Raw genomic sequence first — 23,641 nt, 5'->3', positions numbered from 1 at the left:
CTGACGGGTTGAAACGGGCCCGGCGCGCGCTATCTTCTCAGTTCCAGAGTTTAGGAGATTCCCATGGCTGCAAAAACCGTCACCGACGCGAGCTTCAATAGCGATGTGCTTGATAGCGGCGATACTGTGCTTATTGATTTCTGGGCTGAATGGTGCGGCCCTTGTAAGCAGATCGCGCCCGCGCTGGATGAAATTGCGCAAGAGTTTGAGGGCAAGCTCACCGTCGCCAAAGTGAACATAGACGAGAATCCGGAAACGCCGGGCAAATACGGTGTGCGCGGCATTCCGACCCTGATGATTTTTTCCGGCGGTGAACATGTGGCGACCCGCGTCGGCGCCGCGCCAAAGAGCCAGCTTCAGGCATGGGTTCAAGAGGTGCTGGGCGAAACCGCAGCCTAGGCGCGTTTCAGGAAAGCGTAAAAAGACTAGGCGTTTTCGGTCAGGATTTCGCCGGACAGATAAAGCGAGCCGCTGATGAGCAATCTTGGCGGCTCGTTTTTTTTATCCGCACACGCCTTTTTTATGGCCTCTTCCAAAGAAACGCAGGCTTCGGCTTTAAGCCCGCCGGCCTGCGCGGCTGCCGCCACTTCTTGCGGCGACAGAACGCCGTCATGATCAGCGGCGACGCAGTACACTTCACGGGCGAGCCCGGCGAAGGGTGCGAAATAACCGGCGGCGTCTTTATTCGCCTGCATGCCTGAAATCATCACCAGCGGTTTTGATGAGCGCGATTCCATGTCGGCCATAAGGCTTGAGATGGCGCGGCCGGCATGGGGGTTGTGCCCGCCGTCGAGCCAGATTTCCGGTTCCTGCCCGAGGAGGCTTTGGGCGAGGTCGATCAGCGGCCCTTTGGTGAGGCGTTGCATGCGCGCGGGCCAGTGGGCGCTGGCGAGCCCCTTTGAAATGGTGGCGTCGGAGAGGTCCAGCCCGGCTGCGCGCAGGGCGGCGATGGCGGTTCCGGCGTTTTCGATCTGATGGCCGCCGGGAAGGCGCGGCGGGTCGAGATCGCAAAGCCCGTCATCATCCTGATAGATGAGCCGTCCGTGTTCTGAATAAACATTCCACTGTTCGCCAAAGGCGTGGATATCCGCGCCGATGCGCCTTGCGCGGTCCTGCAACACCGCCATGGCGTCGGGCGTCTGGCGGGAAATGACAGCGGGCGCGCTGCGGCGGAAGATGCCGGCTTTCTCGCTGGCGACCTCTCCGAGTGTGTCGCCGAGAAACGCCTGATGATCGAGATCGACAGGCGTCACGACGGCGGCGAGTGGGGTCTCCATCACATTGGTGGCGTCGAGCCGCCCGCCCAGCCCCACTTCGATGACGGCGTAATCGGCCGGCGTTTCTGCAAAGGCGAGAAACGCCGCGCAGGTTGTCGTTTCAAAATAGGTGAGCATGTCTTCGCCCATGGCGCTGTCGACCCGTTGCAAGGCGTCGATAAGGTCTGCGTTGGAAATTTCCTTTCCGGCGGTGACGATGCGCTCATTGAAGCGCACGAGATGGGGCGACGTGTAGACGTGCACCGAATGCCCGGCCGCTTCCAGCGCCGCGCGCAGGAACGCGACGGTTGATCCCTTGCCGTTGGTGCCGGCCACATGAAAAAACGGCGGCAGTTTCTTTTGCGGATCGCCCAGCCGTGACAGGGCCGACTTGATGCGGTCCAGCGAAAGATCGATGATGACAGGGCGCCGGTTCGCGATCTGCGCGAGCACGGTTTCGATGTCGCTCACGGGCGCTTCCTTACGGTAATCGTGATATAATCAGTATGGGGTCTATTCAGCGGCCTTGTCGAGCTTCTGCGGTTCTTTCGGCGCAGGCTTTTTCGGCTTTTCAAGCTTGGCGACCTTTGCCGGCGCTGACGCAATTGCTGCGGGCTTCGCCGCAGACGCAGTGCTTTGGCGGCGTTCCTTGACCAGCACGCGGATCAGTTTCGACAGCGTCGTTTTCATGTCGGCGCGCGAGACGACCATGTCGACCATGCCTTTTTCCAGAAGGAATTCCGAACGCTGGAAGCCTTCAGGCAGTTTTTCGCGAATGGTCTGTTCAATCACGCGCGGTCCCGCAAAGCCGATCAGCGCGCCGGGCTCTGCAAGGTTGACGTCGCCGAGCATGGCGTAAGAAGCGGTGACGCCCCCGGTCGTCGGGTTTGTCAGCACAACAATGTAGGGAAGGCCCGCTTCCTTCACCATCTGCACGGCGATGGTGGTGCGCGGCATCTGCATGAGGGACAAAATCCCTTCCTGCATGCGCGCGCCGCCGGAGGCGGCGAAAACGATCAGCGGCGCACGGCGTTCAACGGCCGTCTCGGCGGCTTTCAGCATCGCTTCGCCAAGCGCCATGCCCATGGAGCCGCCCATGAATTTGAAATTCTGCACCAGCGCGACAACGCCGACGCCGTCGACCATGCCATGTGCGGCGCGCATGGCGTCCGGCTGGCCGGTTTTGCGGCGGTTTTCTTTCAGGCGGTCGACATATTTCTTTTCGTCGCGAAACTTCAAAGGATCGGTGACCGGTTCCGGCAGGTCGATCTCGTCAAAGGCGCCGTTGTCGAAAAGCAGCGCAAGACGCTCCTCTGGCGCAATCGCCAGATGGTGATCGCAAGACGGGCAGACCTGATGCGCAGCGTCGAGGTCGCGCTGGAAAATCATTTCGCCGCAACCCGGACATTTGGTCCACAGGGTGTCAGAATTGTCGTCCTTGGGCTTGAAGATGTTTTTGATGCCCGGAGGAATGTTGGAGAGCCAGCTCATATCCGACAGCGCTTTCTACGTTACCTTATTACAGTTTCGTGTATTGGGGCCGTAACCGCTTTACGAGCGTGCGGCGCGGATCGCCCCCGAAATATCCTGCGCCAGCCTCAAGACCGCGTTAACGGCATTATCGGTCTCGCCGGGGCTCGCTTCAAGGGCTTTAGCAAATTCGTCCACCAGGGCGGAGCCAACCACTACCGCGTCTGCGAAGACGGCGAACTCCCGTGCTTTTTCATCTGTTTTGATGCCGAAACCAACCGCTGCTGGCAAGCCCGATGCAGTCCGAATGCGGTCGAGGGCGTCTTTTACGGTCTCTGTCTGGCCGGTCCCCTTGCCGGTGATCCCGGCGACCGAGACGTAATAAACAAAGCCCGAGGTGTTGCGGACCACCATGGGCAGGCGTTCGTCATCGGTCGTGGGGGTCGCGAGGCGAATGAAATCAAGGCCGGCGGCGCGGGCGGGCAGGCATAATTCGGCGTCTTCCTCGGGCGGCAGGTCGACAATGATCAGCCCGTCGACCCCGGCCTGTTTGGCGTCGGCGACGAATTTGTCCGGCCCATAGGCGTAAAACGGGTTGTAATAGCCCATGAGGATGACCGGCGTCTCATCGTCTTCAGTCCGAAATGAGCGAACCATTTCAAGGGTTTTGATAAGCGTCTGGCCGGATTTGAGGGCGCGCAGCCCTGCCGCCGCGATCGACGGCCCGTCGGCCATAGGATCGGTGAAGGCGACCCCGAGCTCAATCAGGTCCGCCCCCGCGCCCGGCAGTTTTTTCATGAGGTCGAGCGACAGGGGCCCGTCCGGATCGCCCGCCATGATGAAGGGGATAAAGGCGGCGCGGTTCTCGGCCTTGAGCTTTTCAAAGCGGGCGTTGATGCGGGACATGGAAGGGGGCCGCCTGTTCAAAAATCGAAGCCGCCTGCCTAACGCCCCCGCTGGGGAATGCAAGAGGGGCGGATTGCAAGGAAAAGCTGTGCGGCTATATCCCGTCCATGGAAGACGCGCCGGAAAAAACGACCATGCGCTCAGGGTTCGCCGGGCGCGGCATGCTTGGCCTCATCTGGGTTTATCGGCGCACGCTGTCGCCGGCGCTCTATCTGATTGGCGTCAGGTGCCGGCATCAGCCGACCTGTTCGCAATATGGCGTCGACGCTTTCCACAAACACAAATTCGGCCGCGCCTTCTGGCTCACCTTTTCGCGGGTGACGCGCTGTCACCCCTTCGGCTCCCATGGGTTCGATCCCGTGCCCGATGACGCGCCGCAGGTGGGCTGGCGATTCTGGAAACTTGGCGACTGGGCCTGGACAGAACGAACGGGCGCGAGCGGCGCCGATCGGAAATAAAAACGGAGCGATGGTTGCCCATCGCTCCGCTTGCAGTGAACGGCCCTGTGGTCTGCGCCGGTTACTTGCGTAAGTAGCGCATGGAGGGGCCGGGCCGCCCAACGAAGCAGGACTTCGTGAAGCCGTAATATTTGACGACGTCGATCACTTCCTGCGCTTCCGCCTGGCTTGGCGCGGTGAACGCATAGTGGTTGCCGTTAGAGACAATGGTGAAGTGACTTCCCGAATTTTTGATCGAAAGACCGTTCGGGTTGATGTTGACGCAATCCTCGCCGGAAAGCGCGCCGCTCGGCGCTGCGCCGGCTTTCAGCCAGTAGCTCAGCGACGGGTCGGGACGTCCAACAAAGCAGTGCTGGGTAAAGCCGTAATGCTGGATGATGGTTTTCGCACGGTCCATTTCCGACTTGTTGGAGCCGGCGTCGAGCAGCCAGTGCGAACCGTCAACGACTTTCCAGCGGCCGTTTTTATTTTCAACGGAGATGGTGTTCGGATTGAGCGAAACGCAATCTTCCTTGAAGGGCTTCAGCGGCGTTGCCGTAATGACGCCCGGAATGGGCCGCACAACCAGCGGCGCCTTTTTCAGGGAAACATGCGAGACGTAATCGTCGCGGCCGCTATTGTCGGTGAAATGCGTGTACACATGGGCGCGAATGGTGTTGCCGGCGCGCCCGTCAAGCACAACGGTTTTGGTCGCGAACCCCTGATTGTAGGTTGCGATGATCGCTTCCGTGTTCGATGACGGATCGGTTGAAGCGGAATTGGAATAGGCGATCGCCGGCGCCTCGCCCCAGTCGCAAGGGTTGGGCGTGCACTCGCCTTTAACGGAAATCTTCAGATTTCCACCGCTGTTGGAAACGGACAGGCTGTCGAGCCCGTCAGTGTTTTTGACGTAATTGCCGAGCCACGTGTTCAGCGGCTGCCCGGCGTGAGCGGATGTGATGGTGAAAAGCGCTGCGGCGCCCGCAGCAAGAGCTTGCTTGATCATGGTTCTCCCCCATTTTTCAGCGCCCTGAGAATAGCGCTCCATGCGCGTCAAGGCACGTTAAGGATTGGCAGGAAAGGTGACGCAAATGGGGCGGGGAAGGGGTGATTTCCCGGCGTCCTGTGATGTGCGTCACATAAGGGGTAAAATAAAAACAGGACGGCGTATGAACGCCGCCCTGTCTTACAGTTTTCGCGTCCCCGCTTGTTCAGTCGCGGGGTTTGAGGCTCACCAGACGGTCCACAAGGACATTCAGGCCTTCGCCCGAGCCTGCATGGACGTCGATGCGGCCGATGCGTTCGGTGACGCGTTCCAGCGCTTCCAGTTCTTTCAAACGCAGAAGCGTCGGATTGTCTTCCATCAGTCGCGCCGTGTTGAGAAGCGCCCGCGTGGCGGCCGTTTCTTCGCGACGGCGGATGAGGTTCGCCTGCGCGGTTTTTTCCGCCTCGACGACCCGGTTGATAAGCTCGCGCATATCACCCGGAAGAATGACGTCCTTGACGCCAAGCTCTTTCACCGCGACGCCGATGTCGCCAAGTTCGCGGCGGACATGATTGACGATTTGCGCGTCGACCGTCTCCCGGTCGTTGAGCACTTCGTCAAGCGTGCGCCCGCCGACCGCTTCACGCACCGCGAACTGAACCAGCCGGTAGACATGGTTCTGATAGTCCGGCGTTGCGAGCGCAGCCTTTTGCGCATCCGTCACCTCAACGAACGAAGTCAGCGTGACGCGCAGCGAGACCCGGTCTTTGGTCAGGATCTCCTGCGCTGTGACTTCGACCGGCTGAGGACGCATGTTGAGCGTTTTGGTCGTCACCGTCCGGCCGATTTGCCAGTAGCCGTAACGGCCAGGCTTCAGGACATCGACCAATTCGCGGTCGAAGAACACAAGGCCTTTTTCCGTTTCGCCGACCGTGACGATAGCGATGGCCGCCGTCGAGCGTTCGTTTGTCGCCGTGGCTTTTTCATAGGCGACAAGTTCGGCTTTGGTCAGGCGCGGATTATCCCCCACATTGATGCGAACGACAGTCACCTCCTGAAGGACTTTCCAGACATAGGCCGTTGCGCCCGGACGCACGATATAGGTGGCCCGGCCGTCAACCATGACGATGGCGACTTCACCTTCGCCGACGCGAACGGTTTCAAGGTAGCGCGCCGAAAGTTCCGGATGGCGCTTTTCCATGATCTCCGCCCACGGCGAAGCGAAAACGCCCTGCGCATAGACGCATTCCAGCTTCAACCGGCCGAACACATCGAAATAGATATGCCGTCCCGGTTCGAGCACGTTGATTAAGCGGCCATCCTTGATGAGGAGGCCGCGTTGGTTCTCAGCGATTACGAATATTTTCAACATCGCTTCGCCTCCTCTATTCGCGCCCGGTTTGAAACAACGCATATGCGTTTCGACCGGACGGTTTGAGGCGAAGCAGAGGCCTTGAAAGGCCCTATTTCATTGAAAAAGAGAGCCCTAGCGGCAGATGCGTTCGCCGGACATGCGCCCAGTGAAACTCATATGTAGATCGCCAGCTTTCAAAACGGGCTCTTTTGCAAAATCGTCGGCCCCATGCCGACGAAAGGACGCGCGATGTAGCGGCGTCATTCATCTGTGTAAAGAGAAAAATGAAAAATAGTTGGAAAAAATTTGGCAGTCTGTGTTGATGAGTGCTGATGAGAAAAAAGAGGTCGGCCGGATCCATTCCCTGCAAACATGGCGGTCCGGCGCTTGAGGCGAAAATTCCCGGCGTTCGGCGTTGTCCGCAGCATCGGGCCTAAAAGCCCCGATCTGTCAGGCGGCGCGTTCCGCCATCGATCTCCGCCGGTATCCGCGCCGGCGCGCGGCCTGTTTCCAGGCGCCGTCAGGATCTGTTTCGGGCCGAAGCCTTCCACTCTTCCTTCGGGCTGAATGTCCCCGGCCTTCCCCGTTTGGTACGGTTAAAAGCCGTTTCTGGAGCGGGATTTGAACCCGCAACACCTACGTTAGCAGCGTAGTGCTCTACCAACTGAGCTATCCAATCGTGGTGTCTATGAAGGATTCGAACCTTCGCCTTCCGGACCAAAACCAGACGCTCTCCCGATGAGCTAATAGACCTTTGGCTGGTTCCACCGTGGAACACGGCGTCGGCAGCGCCGCCCGCGCCCGCGGGGCGGATAAACCCCTACGAAACGATGAAAACCGGCGGCGGCTTATAAAGCTGCGCCCGTGAATGTCCACCGTCATGCAAACTTTATTTTAGTCGACGCGGTCAAACACCAGTGAAAAGCCGCCTTCTTCGCCATCTTCGATGAGGACAATATCGGCTTGCAGCGTGTCTTCGTCCGCCATGAAGTAGCGAATGGATTTCACCGTTTCCGATGGCGGATCGGCGGAGAAAATGACGTCTTTTTCTTTCGCGTCCGTCAGCATCAGCGTCACCGGGCCGCCATCTTCCCAGGTGGAGAAGTCGCGGCGGAAATGTTTGAACCGCATGACGAGCGCGTCTTCTTCTTCGGAAACCACGATATATTCGAGGACTTTCAGTTCGCCCGATGAAACACCTCTGGCCATGCCGGTCATCACGCCGCCCTCGGCGCCGTTCCAGGTTTCTTCGAAAACAAAATCCTCGCCACCGCGCCAATGGCCTTCGAGAAAAGCGAGGTCGGCGAGGGAATAAGGCGTTTCCGCCGCCGCCGGAAGGCTGAGCATTGCGCCGAAGGCGAGCGCGAAAACAGCCCGCGCGAAGCGTATCGTCTGGATTTTCATCGATTTCCCCGTCTGTTTGACCGATCACAGGATGCCACATATCAACAGACGTTTCACGCCTGTTTGAATCTGCAAAGCTCATGACAAAAAATATCGTTTTTGCGACCTGCCTTGCACAGCCGGCTTTGCAGGAAAGCGATGCGGTGGCGGCGCGCGCGCTAGAGGCGCGCGGCGTGGCCGTGCGGGCCGCGCCGTGGAACGGGGATCAGGCGGCGTTCGGCGGGGCGGACGGGATCGTTATTCGTTCGACCTGGGACTATCAGCAAACGCCGGGCGCCTTCGCCGAATGGCTTGAGGCTCTCGATGACGGCCGCCCTGTCTTCAACCCGCCGGCGATAATGCGCGCCAATATGTCTAAGCGCTATCTGCTCGATCTGGCCGCGAAGGGCGCGCCCCTGCCGCCGACGAGGACGGCGCTGCCGGAGGCGGCGGCCATCGCCGCGGCCATGGACGAGATGGGGCTTATTGAGGCGGTGGTGAAGCCGGAATTCGGCGCGACCGCCAGCGGGTTGTCGCTTGTCAGGCGCGACGATGAGGCGGGCCTCGCCGCGGCGGCGGACACAATGGGAATGCCCGGTCTGGTGCAGGCGCTGGTCCCCGAAATCGGGGCGCTTGGCGAGACCTCATTCATGTTCATTGGCGGAGACTTCACCCATGCGGTGACAAAACGGCCAAAATCAGGGGAAATCCGCTGCCAGGCGGAACATGGGGGAAGGTCGGCGCCCGCTGACCCGCCGGACTGGGCCGTCGCTGAGGCCGCCCGGATGTTGAGCCTCATCCCCGGAGCGCCGCTCTACGCCCGCGTGGATGCGGTGGTCCTTGACGGGGCGATGCGGCTTATGGAAGTCGAACTCATTGAGCCGGAACTCTTTTTCACCTATGCCCCGGAAGGAGCGGACCGGTTCGCCGATGTCCTGATCGATCGCCTGTAAAAGAAACGCAGTAAAACAGAAGTCTGAAGCCATGGTCGCCATTACCCTTCCCGACGGTTCCGTTCGCCAGTTTGACGGACCCGTGACGGGGACGCTGATCGCCGAGAACATCTCGAAATCGCTTGCGAAAAAGGCGTTGGCGGTGAAGGTGGACGGCGAAGTCTGCGACCTCTTTGGCGAGATCGGCCATGACGCCAAGGTTGAGATTATCACCCGCGATCATGAAGACGCGCTCGATATCATCCGCCATGACGCTGCGCATCTGCTCGCGCAGGCGGTGCAGGAGCTTTATCCGGGCACGCAAGTCACCATCGGCCCGAATATCGAGGACGGGTTTTTCTACGACTTCGCACGCGACGAACCGTTTTCCAGCGACGACCTCGCTGACATTGAAAAGCGGATGATGCAGATCGTCGATCAGGACCGCCCGACCCGCAAAGAAATCTGGGATCGTGACGCCGCCATCAAGCATTTCGAAGAGATTGGCGAAAAATATAAAGCCGAGATCATTGCCGATTTGCCCGGCGATGAGGATGTGAAAATTTATTATCACGGCGACTGGCATGATCTCTGCCGGGGCCCGCATCTTCCGTCGACGAGGCATATCGGCAAGGCGTTCAAGTTGACCAAGCTTGCCGGCGCCTATTGGCGCGGCGACCATCGCAATGCGATGCTGCAACGGATTTACGGCACCGCATGGGCGAATGAGAAAGACCTGAAGGCCTATCTTCATCGCATTGAAGAGGCGGAAAAACGCGATCACAGGAAGCTCGGCCGCGAAATGGACCTCTTCCATTTTCAAGCCGAAGCGCAGGGCTCCGTCTTCTGGCATCCGAAAGGTTATCTCGTCTGGCGCCAGCTTGAGGCCTATATCCGCCGCCAGCTTGATGAAGATGGCTATGTGGAAGTGAAAACGCCGCAATTGCTCGACTCTGTTTTCTGGGAGCAGTCGGGCCACTGGGCGAAATTCCGTGAGAACATGTTCGTCGTTCCCGATGAAATTCCGTCTACGGAGGAAGAAGGCCCGGTGCTCACCGGCAAGGCCGATCTCATGGCGTTAAAGCCCATGAACTGCCCGGCCCATGTGCAGATCTTCAAACAGGGCATCAAATCCTATCGAGACATGCCGATCCGCATGGCGGAATTCGGCTGTTGTCATCGCAATGAAGCCCATGGCGCGCTGCATGGGCTGATGCGTGTGCGCCAGATGACCCAGGATGACGCGCATATCTTCTGCCGCGAAGATCAGATCAAGGAAGAGACCAGCCGTTTTCTCGACCTCTTCAGCCGCGTCTATAAAGACATGGGCATGACCGAAATCGCCTATAAGCTGGCGACGCGCCCTGAGGCGCGCGCGGGCGACGACGCCACCTGGGACCGGGCGGAAAAAGCGCTCGCCGATGCGCTGACGTCAGCGGGTCTTGAGTTTGACTATGCGGAAGGCGAGGGCGCTTTTTACGGGCCGAAACTCGAATTTCATCTCACCGACGCCATCGGCCGCACCTGGCAGGCGGGCACCTATCAGCTTGATTATGTGCTGCCGGAACGTCTCGATGCGACCTATGTGGATGAAAGCGGCGCCCGCCAGCGTCCGGTGATGCTGCATCGCGCCGTCTTCGGCACGTTTGAGCGGTTTATCGGTCTTCTGATCGAGCATTATGCCGGGCGCCTGCCGCTCTGGCTGTCGCCGGTGCAGGTCGTCGTGACTACGATTACATCGGCGGCGGATGATTATGCGCGCGAGGCGGCGGAGGCGTTGCGCGCCGCAGGACTGCGCGTTGACCTCGACGTGCGGTCGGAAAAAATCAACTACAAGGTGCGTGAACATTCCCACGCCAAGATCCCGGTGATCGCGGTCGTCGGCGCTAAAGAAGCGGAGGAAAAAGCCGTTTCGCTTCGTCGTCTCGGTTCGAAAGATCAGGAAACCATGTCGCTTTCTGCGGCGGCCGAGACGCTGGCGCACGAGGCGCTGGCGCCGGATTTGAAACGCGCGTAGCGCTCGGTTTATGGCCGCGCATTGGCGAGACAAAAGAGACAAGGCGAGCCGGCGCTGGTTTTACGCGCTGTTTTTTCTCCTGCCTTTAACGGCGGTGTTCGGTCACCGGGGGCTCGCGCCCTGGCTTTTGCTGGCGAGCCTGCCGGCTTTCGCCCGCGGCGCGTTCTGGCAGGCGGCGTTCGGCAAGCTGTTTGACAATCCTTCGCTGGACGATTCAAAATTCGCGAGCTTCGCGGCGCTCCTGTTTTTGTGTTTGTGGATTTTTCTCTCCGGCTTCTGGTCGCCGAAAGGCGATCCCGGCATGTTTTTTTATGTGCTCGGCCCTGCGCTGGTGGGCGCCAGCATCATTTGGTTCTTGCTGACCCTGACCCGGGAATGGGCGTGGCGGCTCGGCCAGGCGTTTTTATGGGCGCTGGTCGCCGGCATGATCATTCTCGCCTTTGAAGGCGTCACCGACGGATTGCTGCGCCGTTTGTTGCCGCCGAACGAACCGAGCAGCGAGCGCGACATCATCGCGCTTGGGCGCGGCGTCACCGCGCTGGCGCCGGCGCTGTTTCCGGCGGCGGCGATTGCGGTGCGGCAATGGTCGCGCACGGCGGCGGCTTTCGTTCTGGCGCTCGGCGTCGCGGCGGCGGCGACCAATGATGTGCTGGCGAATGTCATCGCGATCGGCGCCGGGCTTGTCGCCGCGTTTATGGCCATCAGCGCGCAGCGTTTTACGTTACGGTTGATCGGCGGCTGCGCCATCGCGCTTCTGCTTCTGGCGCCGTTTCTGGCGTCACAGATCCCGGTCGACGCGATTTACGCCAGCGCTCAGAAACATCTGTCGCCGGAGGTTTTGGCGCAGGCGTCGTCATCGCTGCACCGGCTTGCGATCTGGAAGGCGGCTGGCGTTGAGGCGTTATCCTGCCAGCCTTTCGGCTGCGGCGCCGATTATGCGCGCATGTGGAAAGAAACCGCGCCCATGGTCGATGTGCCCGGCGCGCGTGTTGAGCTTTCGGTGATTCCGATCCATCCCCACAATGTTTTCTTGCAATTGTGGCTGGAGCTCGGGATTCCCGGCGTTGCCGCGACTGCGGCGTTCATCTGGTTCGGGCTGACGGCCTTGTTGCGCGCGCATCTGTCGCGCGCCGTCGGCGCCGCCATCGCCGGCGCCTTTGTGGCGATCCTCATTTCCGTGATGGTGGAGGGAAGCCTCTGGCAGGTGTGGCGTCTTGCGGCGATGGCGCTGGCGGCGAGCGGCGTTGCGCTTGCGCATATGCTCGAAAAACGCTGAAACCCTTCCCATGATGGAAAGCCCTGAAACGACGCCATGCGTCTCCGCCGTCATGGTGAGCTATTTCACCGGCCCCGTGCTTGCGCGTTCCATCGCCGCGCTGCGCACGCAGCCGGAGATCGCCGAGATCATCCTCGTCAATAACGGTAATTTCGCCGGTGATGTCGAAGCGGCGAGCGCAAGCGCGGGCGCCCCCGTGCGGGTCATTGAGGGGCAGGGCAATGTAGGTTTCGCTGCGGGGTGTAACCTTGGCGCAAAGAACGCCTCAAGCGAATATCTTTTGATCATCAATCCCGATGCGCTGATGCCGGCGGGCGGTGTTGCGCGCCTGCTGACGGACAGCGCCGAGCTTGACCGGCCATGGCTTATGGGCGCGAAACTCGTCAATCCCGACGGCGCAGAACAACAGGGCTCCCGGCGTCAGGTGCTGACGCCATGGACTGCCTTTGTGGAGGCGACGCGGCTCTACAAGCTCGCGCCGCAGCACCCCTATTTCAAACGGTTTAATCTTCATACAGAGGACTGTCCGGACCAGGTGATCGACGTGCCGACCCTGTCGGGCGCGGTGATGTTTTTGCCGAAAGCCGATCATGATGCGGTGGGCGGCATGGATGAGCGCTATTTCCTCCATGTGGAGGACGTGGATTTCTGCCTGCGCTTTGCAAAGGCGGGCGGTGAGGTCTGGTTCAATCCTCATGTCGAAGTGGTCCACTACAAGAGTTCAAGCCGCGCCAATCCGGTGAAGATCGAGGCGCGCAAGACGGCGGGGATTATCCGCTACTTTCACACCCATTTTTCTGACGCCTACCCGAAACCGTTTTTGTGGTTGGTGGACAGCCTTCTCTGGGCCCTGTTCGGCGTTCTTTTTGTGAAGCGGGCTCTCTTCAAGGCCTTGCGTCTGATCGGTTTCAGAATGCGGGTCGGCGGCCGCGGACTGGAGCGCGCGCGGTCGCTGGCGCGGCGTCAATCGGAGCGGTGACGCGCATAGTCGAGCGATGCGGGAGCTCCGCTCGCGTCTAGGGAACACGCTTTCCGTAAAAACCAGAGAGTTCGTAAAGCGTATAGGTGCGGGGTTTGCTGGCGCCCGGCTCTGTTTTCACTTGGCCGAGACGCTTAATCTCATGAAAGCGGTAATCCACATGCGCCGCGTCTTTGCGCGTCGTTACGAACAGAACTCGCTTCATGCGGGTGGGGTCGAAGGGCCGAAACGCTTCGAAATGGTTGTTGATGGAGGCATTCGGATCGATGGCGGCGATCTCAATCTCACTGTCTCTTTGATGATAGAGCATTTCGCTGATGAGATAGCGATCATCGACAAGAACGGCGTCATAGCCCGGCGCATAGGTCATGATGTCATCCGTCTGCGCTTTCCAGCCGCGAAGATCCCGGACCACATTTGAAAGCCCCGCGTGATCGACAAGCGCCGGGCTTAGAACGCCAATGGTAAAAAGCGCCAACAAAATCCCGTGAAACCCGGCGCTGAATTTGACGAGGCTTGCGGTGCGATTTTCACGGCACAACCATCCGGTGACCAGCATCAGCGCCGCCGGATAGGCCGCCGCCGCCCAGTTTGCGTGGGCGCGGGATAAAAATGCTTGCCCGGCGACAATGAGGAGCGGCGTTAATGTGAAGACGAGAAGCAAGTAATCGCGGCTTTCCAAACGCCATACGGATCGCTGTGCAACGACATAAATCAGCGCTGAGAAGGGGATGATTCCGAAGACGGCGAACTGGCCTCCAAAGAATTCCAGAAAAGCGAGGGGGTGAAAAAGCTGTGCGCCCCAATCTGCATTCGCCGCCGTGTGGGAGAGTGTCTGGAAATCATTTTGCATGTTCCAGATGATGTTGGGTGCGAATAGGCCAGCCGCGAGCAGCGTGGTGAGCGCCAGAGGCGGCGACAGCAGCTTCTCGCGCGCCGCTTTTGACAAAAGAATGAGCGCAAGCGCGACCGGAAAATAGATCATGGCGTATTTGGACATGAGGCCGAGCCCGATGGCGGCGCCAAGGCCGGCGAAATCTCCGATGCGCGGCGCAGGCGCGCTCATGATCCGCGCCAGAAAAAAAAGTCCCGCCGACCAGAAGAAGAGCAGCGGCGCATCGGTCGCCATGATGAAAGACGAAAGCAAAACGCCGGGCATGGTGAGCCAGCCGAGGCCGGTCCAGAAAGCGGTGCGCTCGTCGTAAAGACGCCTCGCCGCCAGATAGAGGAATGCGCCCGCGCCAAAATGAAAGAATGGCGCCGAAAGGCGTATGGCCCAATCGCTATTTCCGAAAAGGCCGGTGGTCAACGCAATCGCCCAGGCGATCACCGGCGGCTTGGAGTAATAGCCGAAATCGACATCGCGCGACCAATACCAGTATTGCGCTTCATCGGGACCGATCCCAAGCGGCGTCAGGATCAAGACGATGACGCGAAGACCCATGATCGCGGCGGCGATGATCCAGAAGGTTCGCCCCAAATCAGCAGGCTGGGGCGCCGCATGATGAGTGTTGTCGGCGGTCATGAGGCTCCCGTGGAGGGTTACGGCGCGAGGATGTAGAGGGTGAGGCGCACATCCTTGCCGTTGGAGTAGTTGAGCCCGTCAATGACGGCAAGGCTGGCAGTCGGGACGCCGTCAAGCTGCGCAAGGAAGGCTCCTTCTTCGCGCGCTTCGACGACGGCGACGCTTGCAGCGCCGGTCTTGAGCCGCGCGGCGGCGTCCGCGCCGGAGCCGAGCATGGTTTGCGTTCCCAGGAGAAAAATCGCCGAGGGTTCTGAATAGCCGGCGAGCGCCGCCGGCGCCAAATCATCATGCAGGGGGTGGCGGTCAGCCATCTCAAGCGCGGTCGACAGGCGCGGGCTCACGGCCAGTTGCGAAAGGCCCGGCAAAACCATGGTCAGCAGGGTCCAGGCGTAAAGCGCAGCGAGGACCGAGGCGGCGACGCCGCCGGCAAAACCGCGTCCGCGCCAGAAGAGGCGTGCAATGAAAAGCGCTGCGGCGCCGGTGATCGCCGCGGCGGTGAAACAGGTTAGCGTCAGCGGCGCTGCGCTGAAATAGATCGGCGCCAGGGCGATGATCGCCGCTGCGGCAAGACCGATCCCCGCATAAATCAGCGCGCCGAGTTTTTCCGCCCAGGCCGGCCGTATCGCAGAGACGGCGCCATGGGCGGCGATGATGGCGAGGGCCGGATAAAGCGGCATCACATAATGAGGCAGCTTTGTCGCCGCGATTTCGAAGACGATCCAGGCGGGAATAAGCCAGGAAAGAAGGAAGCGGGCGCGCCAGTCTGTGCGTTGCTTCCACGCATTGAGAACGCCGGAGACGATCAGCGCGGCAGCCGGCCAGAAAAGAAGCCAGACCAGCGCGAAATGATATCCGGGCGGGCCCACATGACCTTCCTGCGCATCGCCCACCTTGCCGAGCATGTCGCCGCCGACAGCATCGGTGAAGAAGCGTCCTTCCGTCGCCTGCCAGATGGCGAAGGCCCAGGGCGCGACCATCAGCACAAGGATCAGGACGCCGGCGACCGGCCTTAAAGCGGCGATCCACTTAAAGCGCGGCGTCCCCGTCGTCAGACCAAGGCCGGTCATCAACGACACCATTGGGCCGATCGGGCCTTTCACGAGAGCGCCCGCCCCATGGGCCGCCCAGAAAATGACGGGCCACCACCAGCCGGTTTTTTCCGCCGTCTGAACGCGCGCATAGACTTCGACGAAGGCCAGTTGCGCGAGACAGATCAGCGCAAGGAGAACGCCATCGGTTTTGGCGATGGTGCCTTCCGCGGCGACGACAGGGGCGCTCACCAGCAACAGCCCGGCAAGCAGTCCGGTGCGCAGGTCATAAAGCCGCGCGCCTGCGAGAAAGGTGAAAAGCGCAGCCAGGACCACGCCGATCATCGAGGGGATGCGATAGGCCCAGATCTCCCGGGCGGTGACATCTGACAGGGAGGCGACGCTCGCCGCCTGTAGCCAGTAGATGCCGGCCGGTTTCTTGTTACGCTCGGCGTCCTGGAAACGAATGGTGATGAAATCGCCGCTTTCGAGCATCTGGGCGGTCGCCTGTGCGAACCGGGCCTCATCGCGGTCGAGAGGCGGCAGAGAAAATAGTCCCGCAAAAGCCGTCACCGCAGCGAACAGGACAACGATGAGCATTGCGGTCCGGCGCGTGAGTCCGGCCCCAGTGTTCACCCCAGCGTTCGCTCCGGTGTTCGCCCCGGTTTTCATTTCACCCCTCATAGGCTGAGAGCTTACCGGCATCTGCAGGCTTTGTCTTCGTCATGTGTCTCCTGGGTTTTATGTCCCCTGGCGGCGTGACCGGTGGACGCGGATCAGATATGAGCCTTACCTCATGGAAACGGCTTCTTCCCAAATACCCGCGATCAGCGTCGTTGCGCCCATGCACAATGAAGCCGGCGGCGCCGGCGCGCTCGCCGATGAAATTGCGGCGGCGCTCAACGGCGTCGATCATGAAATTATCATGGTCGATGACGCGTCAACGGACGAAACGGTCGAGACGCTCAAAGCCGCCCGGACGCGTCACCCGCAATTGCGCATTCTTCGTCACGAAAAGAACGCCGGGCAAAGCCGCGCCGTGCGCACAGGCATTCTGGCGGCGCGCGCGCCGGTGATCGCAACGCTCGATGGCGATGGGCAGAACGACCCGGCGGATATTCCGGCGCTCTATGAAAAGCTGATGGATGGGGGCGACCGTCTCGCCATGGTGGCGGGGGAGCGCCGCGGCCGCCAGGACAGTCAGGCGAAAAAGATCGCCTCGCGCGCCGCCAACGCCATTCGCCGCCGTCTCCTGAATGACGGGTCGGCGGATACGGGCTGCGGCCTCAAACTGTTCAAGCGCGAGGCGTTTTTGCGGCTCCCCTATTTTGATCACATCCACCGCTATCTGCCGGCGCTGATGGTGCGGGAGGGTTATGAGGTCGCCTTTGCCCCGGTTTCTCACCGGGCGCGGGCCCATGGCGTTTCGAAATACACCAATTTCGGGCGCGCACTCGTTGCGGTTCGCGATCTTATGGGCGTCATGTGGCTGAACGCGCGCGCCCGACAGCCTGGCCGGGTTGAGGAAGAGGGCTGATTTTCCACCAGGATTTCTATTTTGGCGGCGAGCCATCCCCGTGTTAAGCTCTCATTAACCGGGGGCCGCCAGACGCCCGCGCCTTTGACTGCGAAAGGCGACTTTTCGAAGGGGGGCGGCGGCAAGAGAAGGGTCGATAATGTCTATGTACCAAATGTTTCCATTGCTGGCGATCAGCCTGATTATCTTTGCGGTTCTGACGCTGACGGGCGCGGCCGGCGCAGAATGGTGGGAAATCACCTTCGTGCAGCTGCCGATGGTGTCGACCGATATCTGGAACGTCACCTGGGGCGATGTTTTCCTTTTAGCGAGCATGGGGCTGTTGTTTGTGGAGCTGTTGCGCTCCACCAAGACCGGCTCTGAATCGATCATGAATCACGCTCTGTCCGTGGTCGTGTTCGTGGTTTCGCTGCTGCTCTTCATCATCGTGAAGGGCTTTGGAAACTCGGTCTTCTTCCTGTTTATGTCGATGACATTCCTCGACTTCATGGCCGGGTTCATCGTCACCACCGTGACGGCGCGCCGGGACCTTTCGGTGGGCGGCGGCGTCTCAGCTTAGCTGATGTCACGTCTCGACTGAGGCGGAATAAACTAGAAGTAAACATCCAGCGCTTGCGGCCCGTTTTGGGACGCAAGCGTTTTTACATGGCCGTAAACCTTCTCGGCGTCAGACTGGCCGGGCGGCTCAGCGCGGCGCGTGTCGGCGGCCAGCATGACGCGGGTCTGTTCCACTGGCGCGACCGTCCGTGCGAGCGGCAGCGGGCGGCGGGCGAGAACGGGAAGATTTAGAACCGTATTCATGCCCAGGTTGCAGCAATTTCGGCGCCAGCTGTCCCTTTATGGGGCGTTCTTGGCTTTGCTCACGCTTCAAATTTTATTTACGGCTTTGGGTCTAAAGTCCCCTCGTAAATGTGTGAGTGGGTTTAATGGCTGATAACGCTAAGGCGTTCCATCATGAGAAGTCTGACGCCGAGAAGGCGCCTGTAATGGGCGCCTCGGCTGCGTTGTCTGTCGCCTTACAGGAAGGCGACGCATCCGATCGCGGCCTCCAGACCATGTTCGAGTTTGATCCAACAGCGGGCAGTCTGAAATGGTCAGACGATGAAGCGGCGGCCCGGATCTTCGGCGTCTCGCGCGATAATGTCGCCGCCACCAGCGACGCGTTCTCGGCCCGCATCCACGGCAATGAAGACGAAACACGAATCGCCGCTTTTGCGGGCGACCGCCAGAGCTATTCCTGTGAGTATCAACTGAAGCGCGATGAGGGCGACGGCCATTGGGTCGAAGAGCGCGGCGGCTGGATCGGCGCCGGCGCCGGGCGCCGCCTGATCAGCGTCATTCGCTCCATTGAAACCCGCAAGCGCCGCGAGGAGCAGCTTTCCTGGCTCGCGGTCAACGACGAACTGACCGGCCATCTCAATCGCACGCATCTGAAAAAAGCGCTCGACGCCAAAATCGCCAACATGATTTCCGGCGGAACCACCGGCGCCTATCTGATGGTGGGCATTGATGATCTGGGCGCCGTCAACGCTGATTTCGGTTTCGAAGCCGCTGACAAGGTGATCGCCGAAGTGGCGACGCGGCTCGCCAGCGTTCTCAGTCCTGACGATCGCATCGGCCGCGTCGCGGGCACCAAATTCGGCATCATTATTTCCGACACCGATTCTGACCATTTACGCCAGATCTGCGTGCGCCTTCTCAATGTGGTGCGCGAAAGCGTCATCGAAACCAAAGGCGGCGTCATCGCCGCCTCAGTCTGCCTCGGCGCGGTCAGTCTGCCGCAACAGGCCGATAATTCGAACGCGGCCATGACCCGCGCGGAAGCCGCCCTCGACGCTGCAAAACGCATTGGCAAGTCGAGCTGGTCAGCCTTCACTGACAAGACCGACGTCGTTTCCATGCGTCGTCGCAACACGCATATGTCGGATGTGATTTTGACGGCGCTCAACGAACGCCGCGTGCGTCTCGCCTTCCAGCCGATTGTCGCCGATCTCGACGAAACGCCGAAAAAATTCGAATGCCTTATCCGCATGCGCGGCGATGACGGACAGAATATTCCGGCGCCGGAATTCATTCCCGCGGCAGAGCGTCTCGGCCTTGTCCACCTGCTCGACCGCCGTGTGCTTGAGCTTGCGCTCAACACGCTCGCTGTCATTCCGAACATCCATCTCAATGTGAACATCTCCATGGAGACGGTGAAGGATTTCGTGTGGGCTGAGGGCTATATTGCGCTTCTACGCGCCAATCAGGAGCTGACGCGCCGCATTACGGTGGAGCTTACTGAAACCCAGGTGATCGACTCCATCGACGCCTCGATTGAATTCGTCTCCGAGATCAAGCGGCTTGGCTGTTCTTTCGGCATTGACGATTTCGGCGCGGGCTACACCTCGTTCCGCAATCTCAAAGCGATGGACATTGATATTCTGAAAATCGACGGATCTTTCGTCACCGGCGTTTCGTCCTCGCGCGAGAATCAGCTTTTTGTCCGGACGCTTTTGGACCTCGCTCGTAATTTCGGCATGCAGACCGTTGCCGAGTGGGTCGATAACGAAGCCGATGCGATGCTGCTCAAAGGTCTCGGCGTTGACTTCCTGCAGGGCTTTCTGATTGGCAAGCCGGAAACCAATCCGGACTGGCTGCCTGACGGCGCGCCTAATGAAACGCCGCAGCGCGCCGAGCGCCGGCAATCCTAAAAATCAGATTTTGACGAGGCGTTATTCGTCGCCTTCAAGCTTGTCGAGCTTGCGTTGCAGGGCTGCGACCTGATTTTTCAGCGCATTGATGTCGTCTGCGTCTTCAGCTTCCTTTTTCGGCGCAGCGCCGCCGCCGGCGCGTTGCGGGGAAGGTGAATAGGAAGGCCCGAGCGGCGAAAACATTTTCATCGCCTGCTCGTAAAGCTCCATATTCTTGCGGACGCTTTCCTCGAACATGGCGTAGCCCGGCGAGCCGCCGAAGGCGTCGCGCATACGGCCGCGCATTTCTTCCTGGTTGCGCGAAAAAGCATCCATGCTCATTTCGAGATAGGACGGCACAAAAGTTTGCAGGCTGTCGCCATAGAATTTGATCAACTGGCGCAGGAACTGGACCGGGAGCAGGTTCTGGCCCTTGCTCTCTTCCTCGAAAATGATCTGCGTGAGCACCGACCGGGTGATTTCCTCGCCGGACTTGGCGTCAAAGACGACAAAGTCCTCGCCGTCTTTCACCATCTCCGCAAGAAAATCGAGCGTCACATAAGACGACGTCGCCGTGTTGTAGAGGCGGCGGTTCGCATATTTCTTGATGACGACGGGTTCGCCCTCGGCCCTGCCGCGGCCTTTTGATGATTTTTCTGTCATGGTCCTGCCCTCCCGGCCCTTTGCGGCGCTGCAGAAGTGTTGCGGCGCTGCGGCGCGATGATTTTGTGCGCTTGCTAATCCTGCTATAGCATGAAAATAAGGTTTGCATACGCGTTAACCACAAGTTTTCGCGGCTTTAAACCCTTGAGATTGTTTACCCTTCGCGCCTGAAGGGCCGGGTGGGCGAGAGGCCTTCCCGCCAGCGGGCGCACAAATTCAGGTCAGGAGGCTCTTATGAGCAGGGCGGTTATTGTTTCGGCGGCGCGAACAGGCGTTGCGTCTTTCGGGGGAAGTCTGGCGTCCGTTCCGGCGGCGAAACTGGGTGAGACCGTTATCGCCGCAGCATTGAAGCGGGCCGGGATTTCCGGCGGCGATGTGGACGAAACGGTGATGGGTCATGTCCTTCAGGCGGGTCAGGGCCAGAACACCGCCCGCCAGGCCTCCATCGGCGCCGGCATCGATCAGGAAAAGCCGGCCATGACCATCAACCAGGTCTGCGGTTCAGGGCTTCGCGCGGTCGCCATGGCGGCGCAGGCGGTGCGGCTGGGCGATGCGTCTGTAGTGGTCGCCGGCGGCCATGAGAATATGTCCCTTGCGCCTCATGCGGCGCATTTGCGCGACGGTCAGAAGATGGGGCCGAAAAGCTTCGCCGACACCATGATCACCGACGGTCTCTGGGACGTTTTCAACGACTACCATATGGGCGTGACGGCGGAGAATCTCGCCGAAAAATACCAGATCACCCGCGAAGAACAGGATGCTTTCGCCGTCGCCAGCCAGAACAAGGCCGAGGCCGCGAAGAAGGAAGGCAAGTTCGAAGAGGAAATCACACCGGTCACGATCAAGACCCGCAAAGGCGAGATTGTCTTCGCTGAGGATGAATATATCCGCGAAGGCGCGACCATTGACGGCGTCTCCGGGTTGAAGCCCGCCTTCAAGCGCGATGGCGGCTCGGTGACGGCGGCGAATGCTTCGGGACTGAATGACGGCGCTGCAGCATTGGTGGTGATGTCTGAGGAAGCGGCGCAACAACGCGGTCTTGAACCGCTGGCGACGATTGCATCCTGGGCGCATTGCGGCGTTGATCCGTCGATCATGGGCATCGGCCCGGCGCCGGCGTCCCGTCTTGCGCTGCAAAAAGCCGGTTGGTCTCTTGACGATGTCGATCTTATCGAAGCCAATGAAGCCTTCGCGGCGCAGGCGCTGGCCGTCGGCAAAGAGCTTGGCTGGGACGCGTCGAAAGTGAACGTCAATGGCGGCGCCATCGCCATCGGCCACCCTATCGGCGCATCGGGCGCGCGCATTCTGACGACGCTGCTTTATGAGCTCAAACGCTCGGGCAAGTCGAAAGGCCTCGCTACGCTCTGCATCGGCGGCGGCATGGGGGTGGCGCTTTGCGTTGAACGCTAAAGGCGGGCCGAAGAGTTTGCGTAAAGCGTAGGGTGGAAACAAACCGGGAGAAAACATCATGGGCAGGAATGCAATCGTCACTGGCGGCACACGCGGCATTGGCCGCGCCATATGCCTCGCCTTGAAGGAAAAGGGTTGCACTGTCGCGGCGACCTATGCGGGCAATGACGAGGCCGCCGCGAAGTTCAAGGACGAAACCGGCGTCAACGTCTTCAAATGGGATGTGGGCGACTATGACGCCTGCAAGGCAGGCGTTGCGGAAATCGAGGCGGCGCAAGGCCCCACCGACATTCTCGTCAACAATGCGGGCATTACGCGCGATGGCATGTTTCACAAAGTTGGTCCTGAACAATGGAGCCAGGTGATCCGGGCCGATCTCGACAGCGTCTTCAACATGTCGCACCAGGTCTTTCCCGGCATGCGCGAGCGCGGCTTCGGGCGCATCGTCAACATCTCTTCGATCAACGGCCAGAAAGGCCAGATGGGTCAGACAAACTATTCCGCGGCGAAAGCGGGCATGATCGGGTTCACCCGGGCGCTGGCGCAGGAAGGCGCCTTCAAGGGCGTTACCGTGAATGCGGTCGCCCCGGGCTACATCGCCACCGAAATGGTGGCGGCGATGCCGGAAGAGGCCCTGAAAAAAATCACCGCGCAGATCCCCGTGGGCCGGCTTGGAGAGGCGTCGGAGATTGGCGATTGCGTCGCTTTCCTCGCTGATGAAAAAGCGGGCTTCATCACCGGCGCTGTGCTGACGGCCAATGGCGGGCAGTATATCGCCGCTTAACCGGCGCAAGTCCTTGATTTATCGAAGGGCTCCGGCGCAGAAAATTACCGCCGGGGCCCTTTTTTCACCAAAATCACAGGCTAAGTTTCGTCCATGACCAAGACGGGCCCCGGTCGGGGCGGCTTTCGGATGACGCGGCTTGCCGCTTTTGTCATCGCCCCATTTGTTATGGCGGCGACCCTTTCGCCTGCCGCCGTCGCCCAGGCGCAGGAGGCTCGTGTCCTGAAGCTTGCTCAGCAGTCGGACAATCCCTTTGCCGCGCTTGTGGGTAAACGCGGGAACCGAACAAGAGAATATGGTCCCGCGCGGGCGGTGGAGCGTTATGTTCTGGCGAGCGATGACCGGACCTTTCTTTTCGAGGAACGCGGCGCCAGCGCGCGCGTTCAGTTTCTTTGTTCACCCGAAGATACGCGGCTTGACTGCGTTCTCGACGCCGCCGGTCCGGCGCCGGAAATACATCAGCTGAGCGCGACGCGCGGCCCGCGAGGCGACGTCATTTACAAAACCACTGAGGGCGAAACCTTGTTGCGAATTGCGGCCTATGGCGGCGCGACCGTGTTTTGGCCGGGCGAGTTCCAGGGCGTTGCGGCGTCGAAATCATTTGGGGACGATCATCCGCTTACGCTTGTTTTTGAAGATTACGACGCTGCGCTTCGGCGCGCGCAAGGAGCCTCGGCGCAGATCAGCGCGATTGTCGGTTCGCCGGTCTTTTTTGACGTCAGCGCCGGCCGACGCGCAACGGGCGACAATTCGGCGGTCTTGTCAGACGCGGTGCTGACGGCCGCCAAGGGGCTCGCCATGGTCGCCGATGACCCTACCGGCGCGCGGGTTATTGCCGAGCGCGTGCGCCGCGTCGCCTTCCTACCGGGTGCGGCGCCGGGCGTCGCGCTCAATGGGGCGGTGCTGGAAATCCTCTATGTTCCAAATCAGGACATTGGCGGGCGGCCCTCCTCGGCGAAAGTCGCTCACTATCTGGAGGAAACCCTTTAGAGGGCCCATTTTCCTGCGTTTTCTTTATGAAATTCGT

At 60.3% G+C, this 23,641-nt stretch carries 22 protein-coding genes and 2 tRNA genes; 12 read left to right on the top strand and 12 right to left on the bottom strand.

Annotated features, from left to right (window positions below; genetic code table 11):
* Positions 1 to 63: 63 nt before the first annotated feature.
* Complete coding sequence (gene trxA, locus ACFC5L_RS01905) at positions 64 to 399, top strand: thioredoxin TrxA (RefSeq protein WP_375201977.1); 336 nt, start codon at positions 64 to 66, stop codon at positions 397 to 399.
* 26 nt (positions 400 to 425) lie between these two features.
* On the opposite strand, the gene ACFC5L_RS01900 is transcribed toward trxA, so the two are convergent.
* The 3 genes from ACFC5L_RS01900 to trpA are packed head-to-tail and all read right to left on the bottom strand — an operon-like array spanning position 426 to position 3,632.
* A complete protein-coding gene (locus ACFC5L_RS01900) occupies positions 426 to 1,727 on the bottom strand; it encodes a bifunctional folylpolyglutamate synthase/dihydrofolate synthase (RefSeq protein WP_375201978.1) in 1,302 nt (433 codons plus the stop codon).
* A 42-nt stretch (positions 1,728 to 1,769) separates the two neighbouring features.
* A complete protein-coding gene (accD, locus tag ACFC5L_RS01895) occupies positions 1,770 to 2,747 on the bottom strand; it encodes an acetyl-CoA carboxylase, carboxyltransferase subunit beta (protein WP_375201979.1) in 978 nt (325 codons plus the stop codon).
* 60 nt (positions 2,748 to 2,807) lie between these two features.
* A complete protein-coding gene (gene trpA / locus ACFC5L_RS01890; RefSeq protein WP_375201980.1) occupies positions 2,808 to 3,632 on the bottom strand; it encodes a tryptophan synthase subunit alpha in 825 nt (274 codons plus the stop codon).
* Between the two features lie 107 nt (positions 3,633 to 3,739).
* Here trpA and yidD point away from each other — a divergent pair, with 107 nt between their 5' ends.
* Positions 3,740 to 4,090 carry a membrane protein insertion efficiency factor YidD gene (yidD, locus tag ACFC5L_RS01885; RefSeq protein ID WP_375201981.1) on the top strand — a complete coding sequence of 117 codons (351 nt, stop codon included), beginning with the start codon at positions 3,740 to 3,742 and terminating at the stop codon, positions 4,088 to 4,090.
* A 61-nt stretch (positions 4,091 to 4,151) separates the two neighbouring features.
* Here the strand turns inward: yidD and ACFC5L_RS01880 are convergent, their stop codons facing one another.
* From ACFC5L_RS01880 to ACFC5L_RS01860, 5 genes are all read right to left on the bottom strand, one after another.
* Entirely contained in the window at positions 4,152 to 5,075 is a 924-nt protein-coding gene (locus ACFC5L_RS01880; RefSeq protein ID WP_375201982.1) for a hypothetical protein, read from the bottom strand.
* A 205-nt stretch (positions 5,076 to 5,280) separates the two neighbouring features.
* Complete coding sequence (locus tag ACFC5L_RS01875; protein WP_375201983.1) at positions 5,281 to 6,426, bottom strand: slipin family protein; 1,146 nt, start codon at positions 6,424 to 6,426, stop codon at positions 5,281 to 5,283.
* Positions 6,427 to 7,018: 592 nt separating this feature from the next.
* Positions 7,019 to 7,083 (bottom strand) — tRNA-Ser (locus ACFC5L_RS01870).
* A gap of 5 nt (positions 7,084 to 7,088) precedes the next feature.
* Positions 7,089 to 7,160 (bottom strand) — tRNA-Gln (locus ACFC5L_RS01865).
* Positions 7,161 to 7,302: 142 nt separating this feature from the next.
* Complete coding sequence (locus tag ACFC5L_RS01860; RefSeq protein WP_375201984.1) at positions 7,303 to 7,812, bottom strand: DUF6265 family protein; 510 nt, start codon at positions 7,810 to 7,812, stop codon at positions 7,303 to 7,305.
* An 80-nt stretch (positions 7,813 to 7,892) separates the two neighbouring features.
* Here ACFC5L_RS01860 and ACFC5L_RS01855 point away from each other — a divergent pair, with 80 nt between their 5' ends.
* From ACFC5L_RS01855 to ACFC5L_RS01840, 4 genes are read left to right on the top strand one after another with little or no spacing between them, the layout of a single operon-like run.
* Positions 7,893 to 8,744: an ATP-grasp domain-containing protein gene (locus ACFC5L_RS01855; protein ID WP_375201985.1), complete on the top strand. Its 852-nt coding sequence runs from the start codon at positions 7,893 to 7,895 to the stop codon at positions 8,742 to 8,744.
* 31 nt (positions 8,745 to 8,775) lie between these two features.
* Positions 8,776 to 10,740, top strand: coding sequence for a threonine--tRNA ligase (thrS, locus tag ACFC5L_RS01850; protein WP_375201986.1), 1,965 nt, complete (start codon positions 8,776 to 8,778; stop codon positions 10,738 to 10,740).
* A gap of 10 nt (positions 10,741 to 10,750) precedes the next feature.
* On the top strand, positions 10,751 to 12,016 hold the full coding sequence (locus ACFC5L_RS01845; RefSeq protein ID WP_375201987.1) for an O-antigen ligase family protein: 1,266 nt from the start codon (positions 10,751 to 10,753) through the stop codon (positions 12,014 to 12,016).
* Positions 12,017 to 12,026: 10 nt separating this feature from the next.
* On the top strand, positions 12,027 to 12,995 hold the full coding sequence (locus ACFC5L_RS01840) for a glycosyltransferase (RefSeq protein ID WP_375201988.1): 969 nt from the start codon (positions 12,027 to 12,029) through the stop codon (positions 12,993 to 12,995).
* A 37-nt stretch (positions 12,996 to 13,032) separates the two neighbouring features.
* On the opposite strand, the gene ACFC5L_RS01835 is transcribed toward ACFC5L_RS01840, so the two are convergent.
* Together ACFC5L_RS01835 and ACFC5L_RS01830 are read right to left on the bottom strand one after the other, a co-directional pair.
* The gene (locus tag ACFC5L_RS01835) at positions 13,033 to 14,520 is read right to left on the bottom strand and encodes an ArnT family glycosyltransferase (RefSeq protein WP_375201989.1); all 1,488 of its coding nucleotides are present in this window, start codon (positions 14,518 to 14,520) and stop codon (positions 13,033 to 13,035) included.
* Positions 14,521 to 14,537: 17 nt separating this feature from the next.
* Positions 14,538 to 16,148 (bottom strand): ArnT family glycosyltransferase, encoded by a 1,611-nt coding sequence (locus ACFC5L_RS01830; RefSeq protein ID WP_375201990.1) that lies wholly within the window; start codon positions 16,146 to 16,148, stop codon positions 14,538 to 14,540.
* A gap of 196 nt (positions 16,149 to 16,344) precedes the next feature.
* On the opposite strand from ACFC5L_RS01830, the gene ACFC5L_RS01825 reads away from it, so the two are divergent.
* Positions 16,345 to 17,085: a glycosyltransferase family 2 protein gene (locus ACFC5L_RS01825; protein WP_375201991.1), complete on the top strand. Its 741-nt coding sequence runs from the start codon at positions 16,345 to 16,347 to the stop codon at positions 17,083 to 17,085.
* Between the two features lie 139 nt (positions 17,086 to 17,224).
* Positions 17,225 to 17,644 carry a hypothetical protein gene (locus ACFC5L_RS01820; RefSeq protein ID WP_375201992.1) on the top strand — a complete coding sequence of 140 codons (420 nt, stop codon included), beginning with the start codon at positions 17,225 to 17,227 and terminating at the stop codon, positions 17,642 to 17,644.
* Between the two features lie 32 nt (positions 17,645 to 17,676).
* On the opposite strand, the gene ACFC5L_RS01815 is transcribed toward ACFC5L_RS01820, so the two are convergent.
* On the bottom strand, positions 17,677 to 17,886 hold the full coding sequence (locus ACFC5L_RS01815; RefSeq protein WP_375201993.1) for a hypothetical protein: 210 nt from the start codon (positions 17,884 to 17,886) through the stop codon (positions 17,677 to 17,679).
* A 125-nt stretch (positions 17,887 to 18,011) separates the two neighbouring features.
* Between ACFC5L_RS01815 and ACFC5L_RS01810 the strand changes: the two genes are divergently transcribed.
* Complete coding sequence (locus ACFC5L_RS01810) at positions 18,012 to 19,778, top strand: EAL domain-containing protein (RefSeq protein ID WP_375201994.1); 1,767 nt, start codon at positions 18,012 to 18,014, stop codon at positions 19,776 to 19,778.
* A 21-nt stretch (positions 19,779 to 19,799) separates the two neighbouring features.
* Here ACFC5L_RS01810 and phaR read toward each other — a convergent pair whose 3' ends face one another.
* Positions 19,800 to 20,420 carry a polyhydroxyalkanoate synthesis repressor PhaR gene (gene phaR / locus ACFC5L_RS01805; protein ID WP_375201995.1) on the bottom strand — a complete coding sequence of 207 codons (621 nt, stop codon included), beginning with the start codon at positions 20,418 to 20,420 and terminating at the stop codon, positions 19,800 to 19,802.
* A 234-nt stretch (positions 20,421 to 20,654) separates the two neighbouring features.
* Between phaR and ACFC5L_RS01800 the strand changes: the two genes are divergently transcribed.
* From ACFC5L_RS01800 to ACFC5L_RS01790, 3 genes are all read left to right on the top strand, one after another.
* On the top strand, positions 20,655 to 21,830 hold the full coding sequence (locus ACFC5L_RS01800) for an acetyl-CoA C-acetyltransferase (RefSeq protein ID WP_375201996.1): 1,176 nt from the start codon (positions 20,655 to 20,657) through the stop codon (positions 21,828 to 21,830).
* 58 nt (positions 21,831 to 21,888) lie between these two features.
* Positions 21,889 to 22,614 (top strand): acetoacetyl-CoA reductase, encoded by a 726-nt coding sequence (gene phbB, locus ACFC5L_RS01795; RefSeq protein WP_375201997.1) that lies wholly within the window; start codon positions 21,889 to 21,891, stop codon positions 22,612 to 22,614.
* 93 nt (positions 22,615 to 22,707) lie between these two features.
* Positions 22,708 to 23,604 (top strand): DUF4908 domain-containing protein, encoded by an 897-nt coding sequence (locus ACFC5L_RS01790; RefSeq protein WP_375210732.1) that lies wholly within the window; start codon positions 22,708 to 22,710, stop codon positions 23,602 to 23,604.
* The last annotated feature ends 37 nt before the right edge of the window (positions 23,605 to 23,641 follow it).

Source organism: Hyphococcus sp., from assembly GCF_041986965.1.
Classification (GTDB): Bacteria; Pseudomonadota; Alphaproteobacteria; order Caulobacterales; family Parvularculaceae; genus Hyphococcus.
Note: the sequence above shows the minus strand (reverse complement) of the source record. Positions and strands in the feature narration are given on the sequence as shown.